The following is a 16,592-nucleotide window of genomic DNA, read 5'->3' on the forward strand; positions in this document are numbered from 1 at the left end:
GTAAAATAAACCATTCTGATCTTCAAAAACTTGAAGAAGAAAATAAAAATCTTGCACATAAAATTGAAAAATTTCAATCGGAAAATTTAGAATTAAAAAATAAAATTACATCATTAGAACAAGCGGCTTTAGAGTCTAAACTTAAAACAGATCTTTTAAATGTTTTATTAACTGGGGTTTTAAAAAATATTACTATTGTTCAAGGCGATATGTTAGAAAATGTAAATAAGGCAGAAGTTATCTCTAGCTATTCTAAAACTTCTCTTGCTGAAATGGATGAACTTAACCATATTGCTAATTCTATCAATGCTTCCTTAGGGGATATTACAGAATCAGCCAATAAAACAAGAGATGTTGCAGGAACATTGCATAGAAGTGTAGATGAAATTACTAATGTAATTAATCTAATTAAAGATGTTTCTGATCAGACTAATCTTTTAGCCCTTAACGCTGCTATAGAAGCTGCACGCGCAGGTGAACATGGGCGTGGTTTTGCTGTTGTTGCCGATGAAGTAAGAAAACTAGCTGAAAAAACACAAAAAGCAACCACAGAAGTTGAAATGAATATCAACCTTCTAAAGCAAAATGCAAATGAAATGTATACTCAAAGTGAGCAAGTTGAAAAAATTTCTATAGATTCTAATGCTCATATTATGAGTTTTTCCGAAAAATTTACTCACTTAGTAAATGAAGCGCATTCTACTAATTCAAATGCAGTTGGTATCGCTTCAGAAGCTTTCGTATCTTTAGCAAAACTAGATCATATAGCTTTTAAATTAAATGGTTATAAAGAAATTTTTTCCAAATCAGGAAAGCAATTAGCCGATCATACATCTTGTCGCTTAGGAAAATGGCTTGCTAGCACAGGAAAAGAAAGATTTGGGCAAAATAAAAGCTTCTTAAAAATTAACGAGCCACATGAAAAAGTTCATGAAAATATGAATAATGCTATAACAATAGCAAATACAGAAGATATTAGCAAAGATATTACTCAACACAGCATAATTAATAAATGCGAAGTTGCTGAAAATGCATCGCTTGATCTTTTCAATGTATTTAAAGAAATGCTTGATGAGTCAGATCATTAAAATCCTAGGTTGAACCTTTTTAAGGTTTAACCTAAATAATCTTTAATTTTCCCCACTTCTCCTTTAAAAACCACATATAAGCAAAATCAAGCAAAGGCGTTCTTACCATATTTTTACATTTTTTTTCAAAATCCTGCACCTTAACATAAACAGCTTCAATCTCTTCATCATCAACTCCACCTCCAGAAGAAATTTTATCTTTTTCATCAACTTCTGCGAAATAAAAGCTTTGCTTGCTTACACCTGAACCAAACCCTGTATAAAAATCTCCTATTTTTTCTAAATTTTTAGGAGCATATCCTAGTTCTTCTATACATTCTTCTTTTGCTATTTCCTCTAAAGATAATTTTTTATCCACAAGCCCAGAACAAAGCTCTATAGTATAGCCCATATTATCATCTTTTACATAATCTTTATCATGCATTTGATGATACCAAAGTGGTATACGAAATTGGCGTACAAAAATAAAACTTTCTAATTCTTTATGATACAAAAGCACTGAAACGCTATCTTTAGATTCTATAAAATCCCAAGTACAAAACTTACCATTACTTTCATAAGCAAATCTCTTAGGCTTAATATAATTTGATTTTTCAAAAGAAAGTTCTTTTAAATTTTTAAACGCCATAATAAAACCTTTTATTTATTTTTCACATTGTACTTTATTTTTGCTTTTTTGAAAATATAAAGGTGATTAAAGCCTTAAAAAATTAAAAATCATATTTATAACTCAACCAAAAACTCCTTCCTTCTGTATAGTCTTGATAACGATTTGCATATCCAGCAGGATTAGCTCCGTTCCACTTAGTAACTTGCGGATCAAAGAAATTTTTATCAAAAAGATTTTGTACTACAAAACTTAAGCTAGATTGCTTATTGATTTTATAATTTATCCCTAAATCTACTATATAAAAAGGCTTATATTTTTGCCATGGCAAACTACCATTACCGCCACCTTTTGCTTTAGCTATAGTATCGAGTCTTGCTCGTGTTTTTATATAGGAACTAAATTTACCTCGCTCATAGTTTAATTTTAGCATTGCTATATGCCTTGGTAAATTTTCTATTCTATCACCACCAAACCAATTTTTTTGACCATCTTTGTAGCGATTATCCATAAAAGTATAACTTGAATTTAGGCTAAAACCATTGTAAGTTTTAGTATTAAATGCAAATTCTATACCTTTAGTCTGTGTTTTTCCAAGATTAATAGGACGCGTACAAACAGTGCCATTGCTACAATTAATACCATTTTGCGTACCTGTTAAATCTTCACTACTGATTTGATTTGTAAAATCAGTAATAAATCCTGTAATAGAATAATGTGCAAAATCAAATACCATAAAATCAACACCCAATTCATAATTTATACTTTCTTCTGGTTTTAAGTCAGGGTTTCCAAAATAAGCATTATTATTGACATAATTATAATATCCATTTGTCAACTCCTTAGCAGCAGGAGTTTTATAGCCTTTTGAAACACCTCCTTTAAAGGCTATATTATCATTTAAGTGATAAACCAAATAAACCCTAGGAGTAAATTCAGAATCAAACAAATCGCTATAAATATAACGCAAACCTGTAGTAAAAATCAAATCATCTGTTATAAAATACTCATTTTCCCCATAAAGCGCAACCGTGGTTTGATCAAGATTTTTACCTCTTATTTGACTACCTGCGCTTGCTTGATCGTTTTTTAACATCTCATAATCAATCCTTGCACCAAAGGTATTTACTAAATTACCGTATTGACCTAAATTCCAAGGTAAAACAACCTTACCTTCTCCTACCCAAATTTGGCTATGCAGCTCCTTATCCTTAGTGCTACCATATTGTAAATATGAGTTAGTTGAACCAAAATCATAGTTACCATCATGATTTAAAACAATATTATCCTTAAAAAGTTGTCTTTCACTTTTAATAGCCCTACTACTTGTAGAATTCACTGAAATTTCATTAATATATCGTTCTATATCAAAATATATATTATTTTTATCATCTACTGTCCAATTAAGCCTAGAACCAAAACCTAAACTAGTAAAAGCACCTGGACTATGGCTAGCAATTTGATAATTATCAGGTCTTTGGTTGCCATTATTCCAAACCGGTGTAGGCCATTTTAAATCAGAAGCTGCCTTATCATAATACTTCAACCTTGCAGAAATTGATAATGTATCTTCAATCAAAGGAGTTGCCACATAAGCGTTAAATCCCCCAGCATTGCCATAGTGATTAGAGTGCTGTTGCAAAAGAGTGTTAAATTCTATATTTGCTTCGATTTTATCAGGATTTTTCTTAGTGATAATATTTATCCACACCGCCTACAGCATCACTGCCATAAAGTGTAGAAGCTGGACCACGTATAACCTCAATACGCTCTATCATAGACAAAGGTGGCAGATATCCTGACTCACTGCCGCTAAAACCATTATCATAAAACCCATTTGTAACACTTTGACGTTTTCCATCAATTAAAACTAGAGTATAAGAACTACCAAAACCTCGTATGCTAAAATCATAAGTGCCTGTTTTATTCATAGTCACATCTACACCTGGAATATCTCCTATAGCCTCTCCTATATCCTTAATTGGCTTTTTTTCAAGCTCTTCTTTTGTAATGATAGAAATACTAGCAGGCGCATCAACCAAATCTTGTTCAAAACCACTAGCACTAACCACAACATCATTAAGTTGATATTTTTCTTCTGCTTTTAACAAAGCTCCAGATAAAATTAAAAAACACAGTAAACTTTTTTTAAATTTTATATTTTTGATTTGAGTCAAATTAATTCCTTTAAAAATAATTATTTTGATATTTAAAATCATTTTTGAAGTATAAAAAAAGAATACTTTTAATTAACTTAATTTTGATAACAATTATAAATAATAAAATTATTTAAAAAAGCGAAGTAAAAGCCTAAGCCTCTTGATAGGCTCCAAGCTTTAAAATTTTCTGCATACGATTTGCAGAAAGTTCTCGTACATCAATATTTTCAAGTTCATTTAGAGATTTTTTTACATAATCAGCAATAGCTACTGCTGTAGCCTCTTTATTGCGATGTGCACCATTTGTAGGCTCATCTATAACATCATCAATTAAACCTTGAGATTTTAAATCATCAGCCGTTACCTTCATAGCCTTGGTTGCAGCTTCACTTTTTGCAGGATCATTCCAAAGTATTGCAGCACAACCTTCAGGAGAAATTACTGAAAAAACAGAATTTTTCATCATTGCAAGTTTATCTGCAACCCCTATAGCTAACGCCCCGCCACTACCGCCTTCTCCGATAACTATAGCAATGGTCGGTATTTTCAAATCACTTAATTCATATAAATTTCTAGCGATAGCTTCACTTTGTCCTCTTTCTTCAGCACCTATTCCAGGATAAGCACCTGGAGTATCTATCAAAAATAAAATAGGAATTTGAAATTTCTCTGCAAGTCTTGCTACTCTTAAGGCTTTGCGATATCCTTCAGGATGTGGCATCCCAAAATTTCTAGCGATTTTATCTTTTGTTCCACGTCCTTTTTGCTCACCAATTACAATTATTTTTTTCTCTCCTAAATAACCCATAAAACAAACAATAGCAGGATCATCTCTAAAGGCACGATCACCATGTATTTCGTGAGCGTCATTTAAAATAAGTTCAATATAGTCAAGAGCATAAGGGCGATCTGGATGACGCGCTAATTGCAAACGCTGAAAATCACTTAAATTCTTATAAGTTTTAGAAATTTCTTTTTCAAGATTTTTCTTTAAAATCGATACAGCTTCAGTATCTCCTTTAATCTGAGCATTGATAATGTCCTCGTCAATTTGCTGAATATTTTTTTCAAAATCTAAATAAGAAGCCATATTAATCTACTTTTTTAAATACAACACAGCCATTTGTGCCACCAAAACCAAAAGAATTACTCATCACCACTTTTAAATCTACTTTTCTTGATATATTTGGAATATAATCAAGATCACATTCATCATCTTTTACAAGCTGATTGATTGTAGGTGGAACTACCCCATCTCTTAAAGCCATAACACTAACAACTGCTTCAATTGCACCTGCAGCACCCAAGCAATGACCTGTTTGTCCTTTGGTGGAACTTATAAGCGGGATATTATTGCCAAAAAGCTCTTTAATTGCTGCTGTTTCATTTTTGTCATTTACAGGGGTTGAAGTTCCATGTGCATTGATATAATCTACCTTTGGATTCCCTGCCATATTTAAAGCTTTTTTCATAGCTCTTAAAGGCCCATCTAAAGTTGGTGAAGTAATATGATGCGCATCTGCACTTTCTCCAAATCCAATTAATTCAGCATAAATCGTAGCACCGCGTTTTTTAGCCTCTTCATATTCCTCAAAAACTAAAGCTCCAGCACCTTCTCCCATGACAAAACCATCTCTTTCTTTGTCAAATGGTCTTGAAGCATGCTGTGGATCTTCATTTCTAGTTGATAAAGCTTTCATTGAAGCAAAACCACCTATACCTACAGGACAAATCGCAGCTTCTGCACCTATGACTAACATCTTTTTAGCATTTCCCAAAGCTATACTTTTATAAGCTTCTCCTATAGCATGAGTTCCTGCTGCACAAGCTGTAACACAAGAAATATTTGGCCCTTTAAGTCCATGCTCTATAGAAATCAAACCTCCTAACATATTTACAAGTGCTGAAGGTATGAAAAAAGGGGAAATTTTACGCGGACCTCGCTCGGAACAAATAATGGAATTTTTTTCTATGTTAGGCAAACCTCCAATACCAGAAGCCGAAACAATGCCAAATTCTTCTTTATCTAATTCTTCACTAAATCCAGCATCCTGCATTGCTTCTCTTGCTGCTTTAATTCCAAGTTGTATGAAACGGTCAATTTTTTTTACTTCTTTGCCATCAACAACCTCTAATGGATCAAAATTTTTAACTTCAGCTGCAATTTGAACAGGAAAGTCCGTAGCATCAAAAAGAGTAATTTTATTTACTCCGCTTTCTCCATTGCAAATTGCTTTAAATGAACTTTCTTTATCTAAACCAAGGGCATTGATCATACCAATACCTGTAACTACAACTCTTTTCAAGAATAAGCTCCTTGCAAGAAAAAAAATTATTTTTTTAGATTGTCAATATAATTTACAACATCTTCAATTTTAATTAATTTTTCAGCATCACTATCTGGAATTTCTACTTCAAATTTTTCTTCTAAAGCCATAATAAGCTCTACAACATCTAAAGAATCAGCACCTAAATCTTCAATAATTTTTGATTCCATTTTAACTGCATCTGCATCAATACTTAATTGCTCTACTACTACTGCTTTTACATCATCAAATGTTGCCATTTGTTCTCCTTCAAAAAATTAAAATAAAGCGTATTTTACTATAAAAAGCTTAAAATATTTATAGTTTTTCATTATACTTGAAAATAAAATATTAAAACATAAAGGAAAAATGATGCTTTTCTCTAATTTAATCAAAGAAAATCAAAAAATTTGGGATGCTTATCTACATCATGATTTTGTTAAAAAATTAGAAGATAAAAGCCTAAAGCAAGAAAATTTTCTTTTTTATCTCAAGCAAGATTATATTTATTTGCTTAATTACGCAAAATGCTACGCAAGGTTAGCACTTAACTCAAATACTGCAAAAGAACTTCGTTTTGCTATGAAATTTCAAAATTATATAGCTGAAGGAGAAATGGAGCTTCATCGTGCAATTTTATCTCTTGGCATTAATGCAGATGAACTCGATATAAAAGATGAAAGTTTAGTCAATATAGCCTATTCGCGTTATATGTTAAGCGTAGGTGAAAATGGAGATTTTTTAGATATGTTAGTTGCTCTTAGTGCTTGCGCTATAGGCTATGCAAAAATAGGTGCTGAAATTATAAATCGTTTAAAAAATGAAAATTTAAAAGATCATCCTTACAAGGAATGGATTTTGACCTATGGAAGTGAAAATTTTCAAAATGAAGCTAAAGAATTTGAAGATTTTGTTAATTCTTATACTTCAAGTGTTAGTGCACAAAAATTCCAAAAACTCAGCGAAATTTTTCATACTGTAACACGCTTGGAAGTGGCTTTTTGGGAGCATTCTTTAAGAATGGAATTAAATCTTTAAACATGGGCTTTTTGCCCATGTTTTTATGCAATTTTACTTGCATCAATAATATTATAATCTAAACCAACCGTTTCTTTAGAAAGTCCTAATGCAAGTCCTACTAATTGTGATAAATGAATAATAGGCAATCTTGCTTTAGAATTAGTATAATCTTGAAATCTTTCTTGATAGATATCAAGCTGCATTTGACAAAGTGGACAAGGTGTTACAACACAATCAGCTTGATTTTCACTTGCATTATTGACAATTTGACTAGACATTTTTTTCACAGATTTTTCTGCAGGATAAGAAGCATGAAAACCACAACAATCAAGGCGTTTTTCAAAAGGAACTATTTTAGCCCCTAAAACTTCTACTACACTTTCAAAACTTTTTGGATTGGTTGAACTTTCTTTTTTACCGAAAGTATCTTCAGGTCTTAAACTATGGCAACCATAAAATAAAGCTACTTTTAAATTTGAAAGCGGCTTTTTCACCTTGCTTTTTAAATTATCCAAATCCTCATAAAGCTCCCACAAAAGACTTGTAATAGGCGTTGAACCTTGATATTTCATTCCACCTTTTGCTAAAAAAGTATTGATGCGTTCTTTTGCACCCTTATCAAGAGTATTTTTTGCTTTAGCTAAAGTTAGCATACAAGTACTACAAGTTGTAAGCATTGGCATTTTCATCTCTTCTGCTAAAGCAATATTTCTTGCATTAGCTACCAAAGTCGCAATAGGATCAACACACTGCGCTTGAGAAGCCCCACAACAACTCCACCCCTTAATTTCATTCAACTTCCAACCCAAAATAGGTGCAATAGCTTCAAGTGAAATTTTAGATTCTTTTGCAGCTTGAGATAAAACACAACCTGGAAAAAAAGCGTATTCTTTTTGCATATTTTACTCCTTAACAGCAGCTTCTTGTGCCGCCTTTATCATTTTAACCAAATCTTTATGCCATTCTATTTCATCCTCGCCAAAAACATGCATAGGATTCATTTTTCCTGCACGCATAAGTTTAAAAGCTATATCTGTTTTACCCATAGAACCTATAACACCCTCAGAACGCAAAGCAAGATAAATTTCATTCAAGCGTCCTGAACCTTCAACTAAATCTTTATAAAAAGCTTCAGCATGATCAGACCCTAAGCCTTCATTTAAACCTTTTTTAATCGCCATCACTCTTAAATTTGCTATATCACTTACTGAACTTATACCCTTTGGACAACGATCAGCGCACTCTTGACAATGAACACAAAGCCAAAGTCCATTCATTACGCTGGGTTTTACATGCAACATAGGATCCTTACCTCGAGAGTCCGCCGCTGCACGCCAAGCATGAGTAAAAACAAAAGGTTGCATATAATCGCTACTATCTGCTTCTAATTTATTACACTCTGAAGCACAGCTACCACATAAAATACAATCCCATTGCTTGCTAATACGATCAAATTCTTCTTGACTTTGTTTACAGTCCTTTTCCGCTGAAAATTCATTTTTTGCCACCATGGCAGGACGAATTTTTCTTAAATTTTCTATAGAAGGCTCCCAATCCACAATTAAATCAGAAATTACTCTAAAATTTCCAAGCGGAGAAATGCGTATACTTGAAGGATTATCATATTCTTTTAACAAATCTTGCATTTTAGTATCACAAGCAAGATAAGAATGCCCATTCACACGAACTGCACAAGCCCCACAAATTGCAGATTGACAAGAGGCGGTAAAATTTAAAGTAATATCTTTTGTTTTTTTGATAAAAAGCAAAAGAGAGAGCAGAGTTTTTCCTTGTATATCCTTATCATCAATATCATAACTTTGTTCATATTTTTCCTTGCCATTAAAACGATCTATGATAATTTTCATTGTACTCTTCTTCCATCAAGTGAAAACTCAGTTACCACGATATCTTTATAACTAAGTTTTAATTCATCATTTTCTAAATTTACAATGCTATGTTTTAAGAAATTTTTATCATCTCGCTTTGGATAATCTTCTCTAGTATGAGCCCCACGGCTTTCAAGTCTATTTCTAGCTGCTAAACAAGCACAGCGAGAAAGTAAAATCAAATTACCAAGCTCTACATAATCTGTAAAAGCAGTATTCATCACTTCATTAGGATTTGGAATACGAATTTTTTCATATCTTGCTTGTATATCTTCTAAATTTTTTGCTAGAAGATCGAGTTTTTCTTGAGTTCTAAAAATCCCCATATTATCCCAATTTTGACTTCCCAACTCTTCTCGCAATTCATACATTTCTTGACCATTTCCGCCATTATTTGTAATTTCTTTAAATCTAGCCTGCCATTTTTGAGCAAGTTCATGAGTTTTTGCCCCTTTTTCAAAACTTGCATCTTTGGCATAATTTGTCGCACCAATGCCTGCTAAATGCCCCGTTACAACTGCATCGGCTAAAGAATTTCCCCCTAGTCTATTAGCTCCATGTATAGAAATACAAGAAGCTTCTCCACCTACATAAATTCCAGCAATTTTAGTACTCATATCTTCAAATTTAGCCACTTCAATTCCACCCATAGAATAATGCGCCGTTGGACGGATAGGTACAGGAGTATCTACTAAATCAATATTTTCAAAAAGCATTGCAGTGTGACGAATTTTTGGTAAATCTTTTAAAATTTTTTCTTTTCCTAAGTGGCGTACATCGCACAAAACATAAGCTCCAAGTCCCTCGCCATAACCTCTACCTTCACGAATTTCTGTTTCTATAGCACGCGCAACCACATCTCGCGGTGCAAGCTCCATTTTTTCATGGTAATTTTTCATAAAACGCTCACCACGATTATTTAAAAGATATCCCCCTTCACCGCGCGCCGCTTCTGTAATAAGAGTTCCACCATTTGCAACTCCTGTTGGGTGAAATTGTATCATCTCAGGATCTTCAAAACCAAGTCCTGCTCTAAGAGCAGCTGCCACACCATCTCCTGTGGCAATAAAAGGAGTTGAAGTTCTATTATAAAATATCCTTGTGTATCCCCCTGTAGCAATCACCAAAGCTTTGCATAACACAGGATAAATTCCACCGCTTTGTATATCTCTTAAAACGACACCCTCGCATTTTCCATCCACAACACCTATATCCAAAAGTTCATGATCCATTAAAAATTTCACACCACTACTAATAGCATCATCCAAACAAGAATGCATTAAAATATGACCTGTTTTATCTGCAGAATAGTTACAGCGTTTCTTAGAAGCTCCTCCCATTAAACGCTGAGCTACTCCACCTTGCTCATTTCTTGAAAACAAGGTTCCTATAAAATCCATATTAAAAATAGCCTTTCCAGCTAATTCGCAAAATTTTAAAGCCGCGTCTTGATCTACCAAATAAGCTCCGCCTTTAATAGTATCATAAGCATGTAATTTATAGGAATCTCCATTAGAAAAATCAGTAACTCCATTAATTCCACCCTCTGCCATACAAGTTGCGTTACGCGATGGCATCATCTTTGTAGCTACTACAACGCTTAATTTTGGATTTTCTTTTCTCACTGCGGCTGCAGCACGCAAACCTGCTCCACCTGATCCAATTACCAAAACATCGCAAGAAGGTAAATTTGCATCTTTATCCATCTTAGATGAATCATCTAAAGCATAAACTCCACTTGAACTTGCAACTAAAGCTCCTACACTAATACAGGCTGTTTTTATAAAATCTCTTCTAGAAAATTCACCCATATCATTCTCCTTATTTAAAAAAATTAATAATAATTTTTAATGTAAGTCAATCTTACATAACCGCATGCCAAAAATCCAAAAACAAACTCTCCTTTCAATATAAAATGGATTAAAAACAAATTTATAATTTAGTAAATATAAAAAAGCATAAGATAAATAATCAAAGAAGATAGATGAATATAATAAAATAAATATTAAAAAATGTTTGCAATATATCATAATCTATTCCTTGCAAATTAAACGGAATGATTATACCTTAAAAAATAACAAAAAGTTAATATTAATTAAGATAATATTTATCTTAATTAATATATAGTTAATAAAATTATCAAATCATTAAGCCTTAAAAAGCTTAAATTCTCCATTCATAAATTGCATTCTAGCGCTTAAATGATCAAGATAAAAAACTTCAAATTTTGGATTTTGCGGAGTTTCATAAAGATTTACAAGATAAGGATATTTTTTAAACATCATTTTTTTAACTTCTAAATTTGGTTCAAAAACCGCATTAGCTCTAAGTCTTAAAAAAGTCCCATCTTTTGCACAAGAACAAAATTCAATACCATTATAATTTTTTATATGCTTAAAAAGTGCTTTTGTATTTGCTGTGAAAAAATAAATTTTATCTCCCACAAGCAATGGACTTTGTATAGGACGCACTCTAGGATTTCCACAAGTTCCTAAAGTGGCTAAAAATGCTGGTGCATTATCATCTAAAAATTGTGCTATTTCTTTTAAATCCATCATTTCTCCTTACATATATAAACCACCATTGATCTTAAGCACATCGCCTGTCACATAAGAGGCATAATCACTAAGTAAAAACGCTACACAATTAGCCACTTCTTCAGGTTCTGCAAAGCGTTTTAAAGGGATATTGTCTTGATAGGTTTGTTTGATTTCATCACTTAAAACTTCAGTCATATCGCTTTTTATGAAACCTGGAGTCACACAGTTAAAGCGTAAATTTCTACTTGCTCCTTCTTTAGCAAAAGATTTAGTCATAGCTATCATTCCACCTTTACTAGCAGAATAATTTACTTGTCCAGCATTACCCATTTCTCCGACAATAGAAGCGATATTTACAACAGCACCAAAGCGTTTTTTACTCATGGTTTTTAAAGCTTCTCTACAACCTAAAAAAGCTGAGCTTAAATTCGTATCCACAACGCCACTAAAGTCCTCTAATTTCATTCTTAAAGCAAGTTTATCATTTGTAACGCCTGCATTATTTACAAGATAACTTAATTCTCCATCACTCTCAACTATAGTTTTTACACCGTTTTCAAACTCATCTTCTTTGCTTGCATCAAATTTAATCACAGCAGCAACGCCACCACTTGCAATAATTTCATCTTTTAAAGCATCTGCAAGTTCAGGTTTTGAACGATAATTGATCCAAACTTTAAGTCCAAAACCCGCCAAAGTTTTTGCGATAGAAGCACCTATTCCCTTACTTGCTCCAGTAATTAAAACATTTTTTCCACTAAATTTCATTATCTATCCTTAATAAGTTTAATTTTAAAAATTGCAATCTTAACAAATTTCTTATAAAAAAGGCAAACAAACTAAAATAAAGCCTCATTCATTTCTTTTGGAATTTCTAAGTCTAAAATTTTAAGCACGCTTGCAGCGATATTGCTAAGCCCCATATTATCTTTAATCTTTGAAACTCCCTTTGCTTGCACAAAAACAAAAACATCAAAAGTGGTGTGATTGGTAAGCAAATTTCCTTTTTCATCTTGCATAGCCTCGCAATTTCCATGATCACTTGTAATGATAAAAGCATAATCATGCTTTTTTGCACATTCTATAATCTCGCCCAAACAAGTATCCACCGCTTCGACAGCCTTTATAGCAGCATTAAAATCACCTGTATGTCCAACCATATCTCCATTTGCAAAATTTACCACTATAAAATCCTCACCCTTTTCTATGCCTTTTTTCACTGCATCACACACTTCAAAAGCACTCATTTGGGGTTTTTTATCATAAGTTTTTACCTTGGGGCTTGGGATTAAAACCCTTGTTTCATTTTCTAAAAGCTCTTCTTTTCCGCCATTAAAAAAGAAAGTTACATGGGCGTATTTTTCGGTTTCTGCGGTATGAAGCTGACTAAGCCCTGCTTTAGAAATCACTTGCGCTAAAGTATTTTCAATTTTTTCTTTTTCAAAAAGCACAGGGAGTTTAAATTTATCATCATAAACACTCATAGTAAGTAAATTTTCAAAGATTTTTTCGCGTTCAAACTCTTTAAAATCCTTAGAATTTAACACTTCAATAAGTTGTTTCATTCTATCATTTCTAAAATTGATAAAGATAATGCCATCTTCTTCTCTCATGCCCTTGTAATTCTCATTTTGAGCTGCTTTAATAAACTCATCAGTAACATTTTCATCGTAAGATTTTTGTAGGTATTCTAATAAATTTGGCACTTTATAAGCCTTACCTAACAAGCACTCATAATACTCTTTTACCCTATCCCAACGCTTATCTCTATCCATAGCATAAAAACGCCCACAAAGCGTAGCAAAATGCACGCCTAAGTTTTCACAAAATTCTTTTAAATCTTTTATGAAATTTAAGCCACTTTTTGGACTTACATCGCGCCCATCAGTGATTGCATGAGCAAAAACTTCATTGCCATTTTTCGCACAAATTTCAAGCATGGCTTTAAAATGCGTATCCATAGAATGCACCCCGCCATCACTATAAAGCCCTATAATATGCACTCTTTTACATTTTGCTAAAAGTTTTTGCAAATTCTCATTTTTTTCAAGTTCTTTGTTTTCAATGGCTTTATTAATACGCACTAAATTTTGATAAATAATACGCCCACTTCCTATACACATATGCCCTACTTCACTATTTCCCATCTGCCCTTCTGGCAAACCTACAGCTAAACCACTCGTTTTTAGTAAAGAATTTGGGACTTCCTTAAAAAGCTTTTCATAACTTGGTTTTTTAGCTGCTTCAAAAGCATTAAACTTACTATTCTTATTATACCCTATTCCATCTGTGATAATTAAAACGCATTTTTGCTTCATTTTTCTCTCTTTTATAAGAATTTTTTTGGTTAGATTTTACTAAAATTAAACTTTTAAAAACCAAAAAGAAGGCTAGGTTTTGTATTATCTTTCAGATTTAAGTCATTATGCTTTTTTTACTTATATTAGTGTGCGTGCAGGATTTGCTTTTTTTATCGCTTTATGTTTGTCTTTATTTTTAATGCCTAAATTTATTACTTGGGCAAAAGCTAAAAATGCTAGTCAACCTATTTACGAATATGCCCCAGAAACTCATAAAACCAAATGCCATACTCCAACCATGGGTGGGCTTATTTTCATCAGTTCTGCAGTAATCGCAAGTTTATTTTGTATCAAATTTGATAATATTTTTGCTATAAGTGCTTTGCTTTGTTTGATACTTTTTTGTTTGATAGGACTCGTAGATGATTTAGGCAAAGTTCTAAAAAAAGATAATCATTCAGGACTTAGCCCAAAAATGAAGCTTTTAGCGCAAATCATCGCAGGACTTATTTGTATCTTACCTTTATATTTTAGTTCAGAACTTAGCACAGAACTTTTTATACCTTTTTACAAACATCCTCTTTTTGATATGGAAATTTTTGCCATTGCTTTTTGGATTTTGGTTTTAATTTCTAGCTCTAATGCTGTAAATTTAACCGATGGACTTGATGGCTTAGCTACAGTTCCAAGTATTTTTTCTTTATCTACTTTAGGAATATTCTTATATTTGAGCGGAAATTTAAATTATAGTGAATATCTACTTTTGCCAAAAATTCAAGGACTTGGTGAAGTAGTGATTATTTGTGCGGCGCTAATTGGTGCTTTAATGGGATTTTTATGGTACAACTGTTATCCTGCACAAGTTTTTATGGGAGATAGTGGAAGTTTAGCTTTAGGTGGCTTTATAGGATTTTTAGCCGTTATTAGCAAAAATGAAATTTTACTTTTATTCATAGGTTTTGTTTTTGTTCTTGAAACTGTTTCTGTAATTTTACAAGTTGGAAGTTTTAAAATTTTTAATAAAAGAGTATTTAAAATGGCGCCTATTCATCATCATTTTGAAAAAGTTGGCTGGGTGGAAAATAAAATTATAGTGCGTTTTTGGATGATAGCCTTACTTTCAAATTTGCTTGCACTTGCATCAATAAAGCTAAGATAATGAAAATTTCACTTTTTGGATACGGAAAAACCACACGTGCTATTGCTGAAAATTTAGTAGATAAATTTGGACCTTTTGATATTTATGATGATCATTTTACAGAAACAAAAAAAGATACACTAGGAAATTTACTTTTAAATCCTAATGATTTTGATGATAATTTAAGCGACATTGAAATTCCTAGTCCAGGTTTTCCACCAAAGCACAAACTCATTCAAGAAGCAAAAAATTTACAAAGTGAATATGACTTTTTTTACGATGTCATGCCAAAATCTGTTTGGATAAGTGGAACTAATGGAAAAACAACCACTACTCAAATGGCTACACATTTATTATCACATATTGGTGCTGTTATGGGTGGAAATGTTGGAACTCCTTTAGCAGAGCTTAATCCTTATGAAAAACTTTGGATACTTGAAACTTCATCTTTTACCCTACACTACACTCATAAAGCTAAACCTGAAATTTATGCACTTTTACCCATCAGTCCTGATCATCTTTCTTGGCATGGAAGTTTTGATAATTATGTTCAAGATAAGCTAAGCGTTTTAAAAAGAATGAATGAATGTGATGTAACAATACTGCCTAAAATTTATGCAAATACTCCAACAAAAGCTCATAAGATAAGCTATGAAGATGAAAAAGATCTAGCTGTTAAATTTGGCATTGATACGGAAAAAATTTCCTTTAAAAGTCCTTTTTTACTCGATGCTATCATGGCTTTAGCTATAGAAAAAATTCTACTTGATACTTTAAGCTATGAGCTTTTAAATAGCTTTGTAATGGAAAAAAATAAACTCGAAGAGATTAAAGACAGTCAAAATAGGCTTTGGGTAAATGACACTAAAGCCACAAATGAAAGTGCAGTAATGGCTGCGCTTAGTCGCTATAAAGATAAAAAAATCCATCTTATCATAGGGGGAGATGATAAGGGTGTAGATCTTAGCAATTTATTTGATTTTATGAAAGGATTTGATATAGAACTCTATGCTATAGGCATTAGTACCGAAAAAATGCTTGATTATGCAAAAAAAGCGAATTTGAAAGCCTATAAATGTGAAGTTTTATCTAAAGCTGTAAATGAAATTTCAAATCACTTAAGAGTCAATGAAGTAGCTCTTTTAAGTCCCGCTTGTGCAAGTTTAGATCAGTTCAACTCTTACGCAGAGCGTGGAAAAGTCTTTAAAGAATGTGTGAATAAAATTTAATTTATTTTACTTTTCATAGAAAATTTTAAATTTTATCCTTCTAGTATTTTCAAACCCCTAAAAACACCCTATTCTCTCTAAAAACCCTAACCAGCAGCAAACTCTTTTTTAAACACGATTCTAAGTATCATCTAAAACAACAATAAAAATAAACATAGGATTTATATATAAAGTAAGTAATGAAGACATTTAACAAGTCCGCAATGAGCTACTTTCCCCCTGCCAGTAAGGCGTAGTATCATCACCCACGATGTGCTTAGCTTCTTGGTTCGGGATGGAGCAAGGCGTTTCCACATCTGTATAATCACGGACAACT

The 16,592-nt window shown here is 32.5% G+C and carries 15 protein-coding genes, 1 rRNA gene and 2 pseudogenes; 5 read left to right on the forward strand and 13 right to left on the reverse strand.

What is annotated here, in order from left to right; genetic code table 11:
* Positions 1-401: 401 nt before the first annotated feature.
* Together SR62_RS09490 and SR62_RS09495 are read left to right on the forward strand one after the other, a co-directional pair.
* A pseudogene (locus SR62_RS09490) lies at positions 402-650 on the forward strand (methyl-accepting chemotaxis protein); the annotation flags it as partial.
* A 3-nt stretch (positions 651-653) separates the two neighbouring features.
* Positions 654-1,088, forward strand: coding sequence for a CZB domain-containing protein (locus tag SR62_RS09495; RefSeq protein ID WP_370651196.1), 435 nt, complete (start codon positions 654-656; stop codon positions 1,086-1,088).
* Positions 1,089-1,119: 31 nt separating this feature from the next.
* On the opposite strand, the gene SR62_RS04685 is transcribed toward SR62_RS09495, so the two are convergent.
* From SR62_RS04685 to acpP, 5 genes and pseudogenes are all read right to left on the reverse strand, one after another.
* Positions 1,120-1,716 (reverse strand): NUDIX domain-containing protein, encoded by a 597-nt coding sequence (locus tag SR62_RS04685; protein WP_002891776.1) that lies wholly within the window; start codon positions 1,714-1,716, stop codon positions 1,120-1,122.
* An 82-nt stretch (positions 1,717-1,798) separates the two neighbouring features.
* A pseudogene (locus SR62_RS04690) lies at positions 1,799-3,872 on the reverse strand (TonB-dependent receptor domain-containing protein).
* 133 nt (positions 3,873-4,005) lie between these two features.
* On the reverse strand, positions 4,006-4,944 hold the full coding sequence (locus SR62_RS04695) for an acetyl-CoA carboxylase carboxyltransferase subunit alpha (RefSeq protein WP_002859886.1): 939 nt from the start codon (positions 4,942-4,944) through the stop codon (positions 4,006-4,008).
* A 1-nt stretch (position 4,945) separates the two neighbouring features.
* Positions 4,946-6,160, reverse strand: coding sequence for a beta-ketoacyl-ACP synthase II (locus SR62_RS04700; RefSeq protein WP_002869519.1), 1,215 nt, complete (start codon positions 6,158-6,160; stop codon positions 4,946-4,948).
* 26 nt (positions 6,161-6,186) lie between these two features.
* Positions 6,187-6,420: an acyl carrier protein gene (gene acpP, locus SR62_RS04705; protein WP_002854831.1), complete on the reverse strand. Its 234-nt coding sequence runs from the start codon at positions 6,418-6,420 to the stop codon at positions 6,187-6,189.
* Between the two features lie 109 nt (positions 6,421-6,529).
* Here acpP and tenA point away from each other — a divergent pair, with 109 nt between their 5' ends.
* Complete coding sequence (gene tenA, locus SR62_RS04710) at positions 6,530-7,198, forward strand: thiaminase II (RefSeq protein WP_147502283.1); 669 nt, start codon at positions 6,530-6,532, stop codon at positions 7,196-7,198.
* Positions 7,199-7,221: 23 nt separating this feature from the next.
* On the opposite strand, the gene sdhE is transcribed toward tenA, so the two are convergent.
* From sdhE to gpmI, 7 genes are all read right to left on the reverse strand, one after another.
* A complete protein-coding gene (gene sdhE / locus SR62_RS04715; protein ID WP_002870130.1) occupies positions 7,222-8,079 on the reverse strand; it encodes an 8-methylmenaquinol:fumarate reductase membrane anchor subunit in 858 nt (285 codons plus the stop codon).
* Positions 8,080-8,082: 3 nt separating this feature from the next.
* On the reverse strand, positions 8,083-9,048 hold the full coding sequence (gene sdhB / locus SR62_RS04720; RefSeq protein WP_002870131.1) for an 8-methylmenaquinol:fumarate reductase iron-sulfur subunit: 966 nt from the start codon (positions 9,046-9,048) through the stop codon (positions 8,083-8,085).
* A complete protein-coding gene (gene sdhA, locus SR62_RS04725) occupies positions 9,045-10,880 on the reverse strand; it encodes an 8-methylmenaquinol:fumarate reductase flavoprotein subunit (RefSeq protein WP_002870132.1) in 1,836 nt (611 codons plus the stop codon). Before sdhA ends, sdhB begins: the two co-directional genes overlap by 4 nt.
* Positions 10,881-11,216: 336 nt before the next feature.
* Complete coding sequence (locus SR62_RS04730; RefSeq protein WP_079744476.1) at positions 11,217-11,627, reverse strand: pyridoxamine 5'-phosphate oxidase family protein; 411 nt, start codon at positions 11,625-11,627, stop codon at positions 11,217-11,219.
* A gap of 6 nt (positions 11,628-11,633) precedes the next feature.
* A complete protein-coding gene (gene fabG / locus SR62_RS04735) occupies positions 11,634-12,377 on the reverse strand; it encodes a 3-oxoacyl-ACP reductase FabG (RefSeq protein WP_002870134.1) in 744 nt (247 codons plus the stop codon).
* Positions 12,367-12,465, reverse strand: coding sequence for a hypothetical protein (locus SR62_RS09450; protein ID WP_002869268.1), 99 nt, complete (start codon positions 12,463-12,465; stop codon positions 12,367-12,369). The genes fabG and SR62_RS09450 overlap by 11 nt, the downstream gene beginning before the upstream one ends.
* Positions 12,449-13,927, reverse strand: coding sequence for a 2,3-bisphosphoglycerate-independent phosphoglycerate mutase (gpmI, locus tag SR62_RS04745; RefSeq protein WP_147502284.1), 1,479 nt, complete (start codon positions 13,925-13,927; stop codon positions 12,449-12,451). The genes SR62_RS09450 and gpmI overlap by 17 nt, the downstream gene beginning before the upstream one ends.
* Positions 13,928-14,006: 79 nt before the next feature.
* Between gpmI and mraY the strand changes: the two genes are divergently transcribed.
* Both mraY and murD read left to right on the forward strand, forming a co-directional pair.
* Positions 14,007-15,068 carry a phospho-N-acetylmuramoyl-pentapeptide-transferase gene (gene mraY, locus SR62_RS04750; protein WP_147502285.1) on the forward strand — a complete coding sequence of 354 codons (1,062 nt, stop codon included), beginning with the start codon at positions 14,007-14,009 and terminating at the stop codon, positions 15,066-15,068.
* Complete coding sequence (gene murD, locus SR62_RS04755; RefSeq protein WP_002867629.1) at positions 15,068-16,276, forward strand: UDP-N-acetylmuramoyl-L-alanine--D-glutamate ligase; 1,209 nt, start codon at positions 15,068-15,070, stop codon at positions 16,274-16,276. Before mraY ends, murD begins: the two co-directional genes overlap by 1 nt.
* Before the next feature lie 195 nt (positions 16,277-16,471).
* Here the strand turns inward: murD and rrf are convergent.
* Positions 16,472-16,588 (reverse strand): 5S ribosomal RNA (rrf, locus tag SR62_RS04760).
* Positions 16,589-16,592: the final 4 nt, after the last annotated feature.

Source organism: Campylobacter sp. 2014D-0258, assembly GCF_008000495.1.
Classification (GTDB): domain Bacteria; phylum Campylobacterota; class Campylobacteria; order Campylobacterales; family Campylobacteraceae; genus Campylobacter_D; species Campylobacter_D jejuni.

What these genes read in the sequence shown, in the direction of transcription:
- SR62_RS09450 (WP_002869268.1), bottom strand. Translation starts at nt 12,465, where the DNA reads ATGAGGCTTTATTTTAGTTTGTTTGCCTTTTTTATAAGAAATTTGTTA.
- SR62_RS04695 (WP_002859886.1), bottom strand. Translation starts at nt 4,944, where the DNA reads ATGGCTTCTTATTTAGATTTTGAAAAAAATATTCAGCAAATTGACGAG.
- fabG (WP_002870134.1), bottom strand. Translation starts at nt 12,377, where the DNA reads ATGAAATTTAGTGGAAAAAATGTTTTAATTACTGGAGCAAGTAAGGGA.
- sdhB (WP_002870131.1), bottom strand. Translation starts at nt 9,048, where the DNA reads ATGAAAATTATCATAGATCGTTTTAATGGCAAGGAAAAATATGAACAA.
- acpP (WP_002854831.1), bottom strand. Translation starts at nt 6,420, where the DNA reads ATGGCAACATTTGATGATGTAAAAGCAGTAGTAGTAGAGCAATTAAGT.
- gpmI (WP_147502284.1), bottom strand. Translation starts at nt 13,927, where the DNA reads ATGAAGCAAAAATGCGTTTTAATTATCACAGATGGAATAGGGTATAAT.
- sdhE (WP_002870130.1), bottom strand. Translation starts at nt 8,079, where the DNA reads ATGCAAAAAGAATACGCTTTTTTTCCAGGTTGTGTTTTATCTCAAGCT.
- murD (WP_002867629.1), top strand. Translation starts at nt 15,068, where the DNA reads ATGAAAATTTCACTTTTTGGATACGGAAAAACCACACGTGCTATTGCT.
- SR62_RS04685 (WP_002891776.1), bottom strand. Translation starts at nt 1,716, where the DNA reads ATGGCGTTTAAAAATTTAAAAGAACTTTCTTTTGAAAAATCAAATTAT.
- tenA (WP_147502283.1), top strand. Translation starts at nt 6,530, where the DNA reads ATGATGCTTTTCTCTAATTTAATCAAAGAAAATCAAAAAATTTGGGAT.
- sdhA (WP_002870132.1), bottom strand. Translation starts at nt 10,880, where the DNA reads ATGGGTGAATTTTCTAGAAGAGATTTTATAAAAACAGCCTGTATTAGT.
- SR62_RS04730 (WP_079744476.1), bottom strand. Translation starts at nt 11,627, where the DNA reads ATGATGGATTTAAAAGAAATAGCACAATTTTTAGATGATAATGCACCA.
- SR62_RS09495 (WP_370651196.1), top strand. Translation starts at nt 654, where the DNA reads ATGAGTTTTTCCGAAAAATTTACTCACTTAGTAAATGAAGCGCATTCT.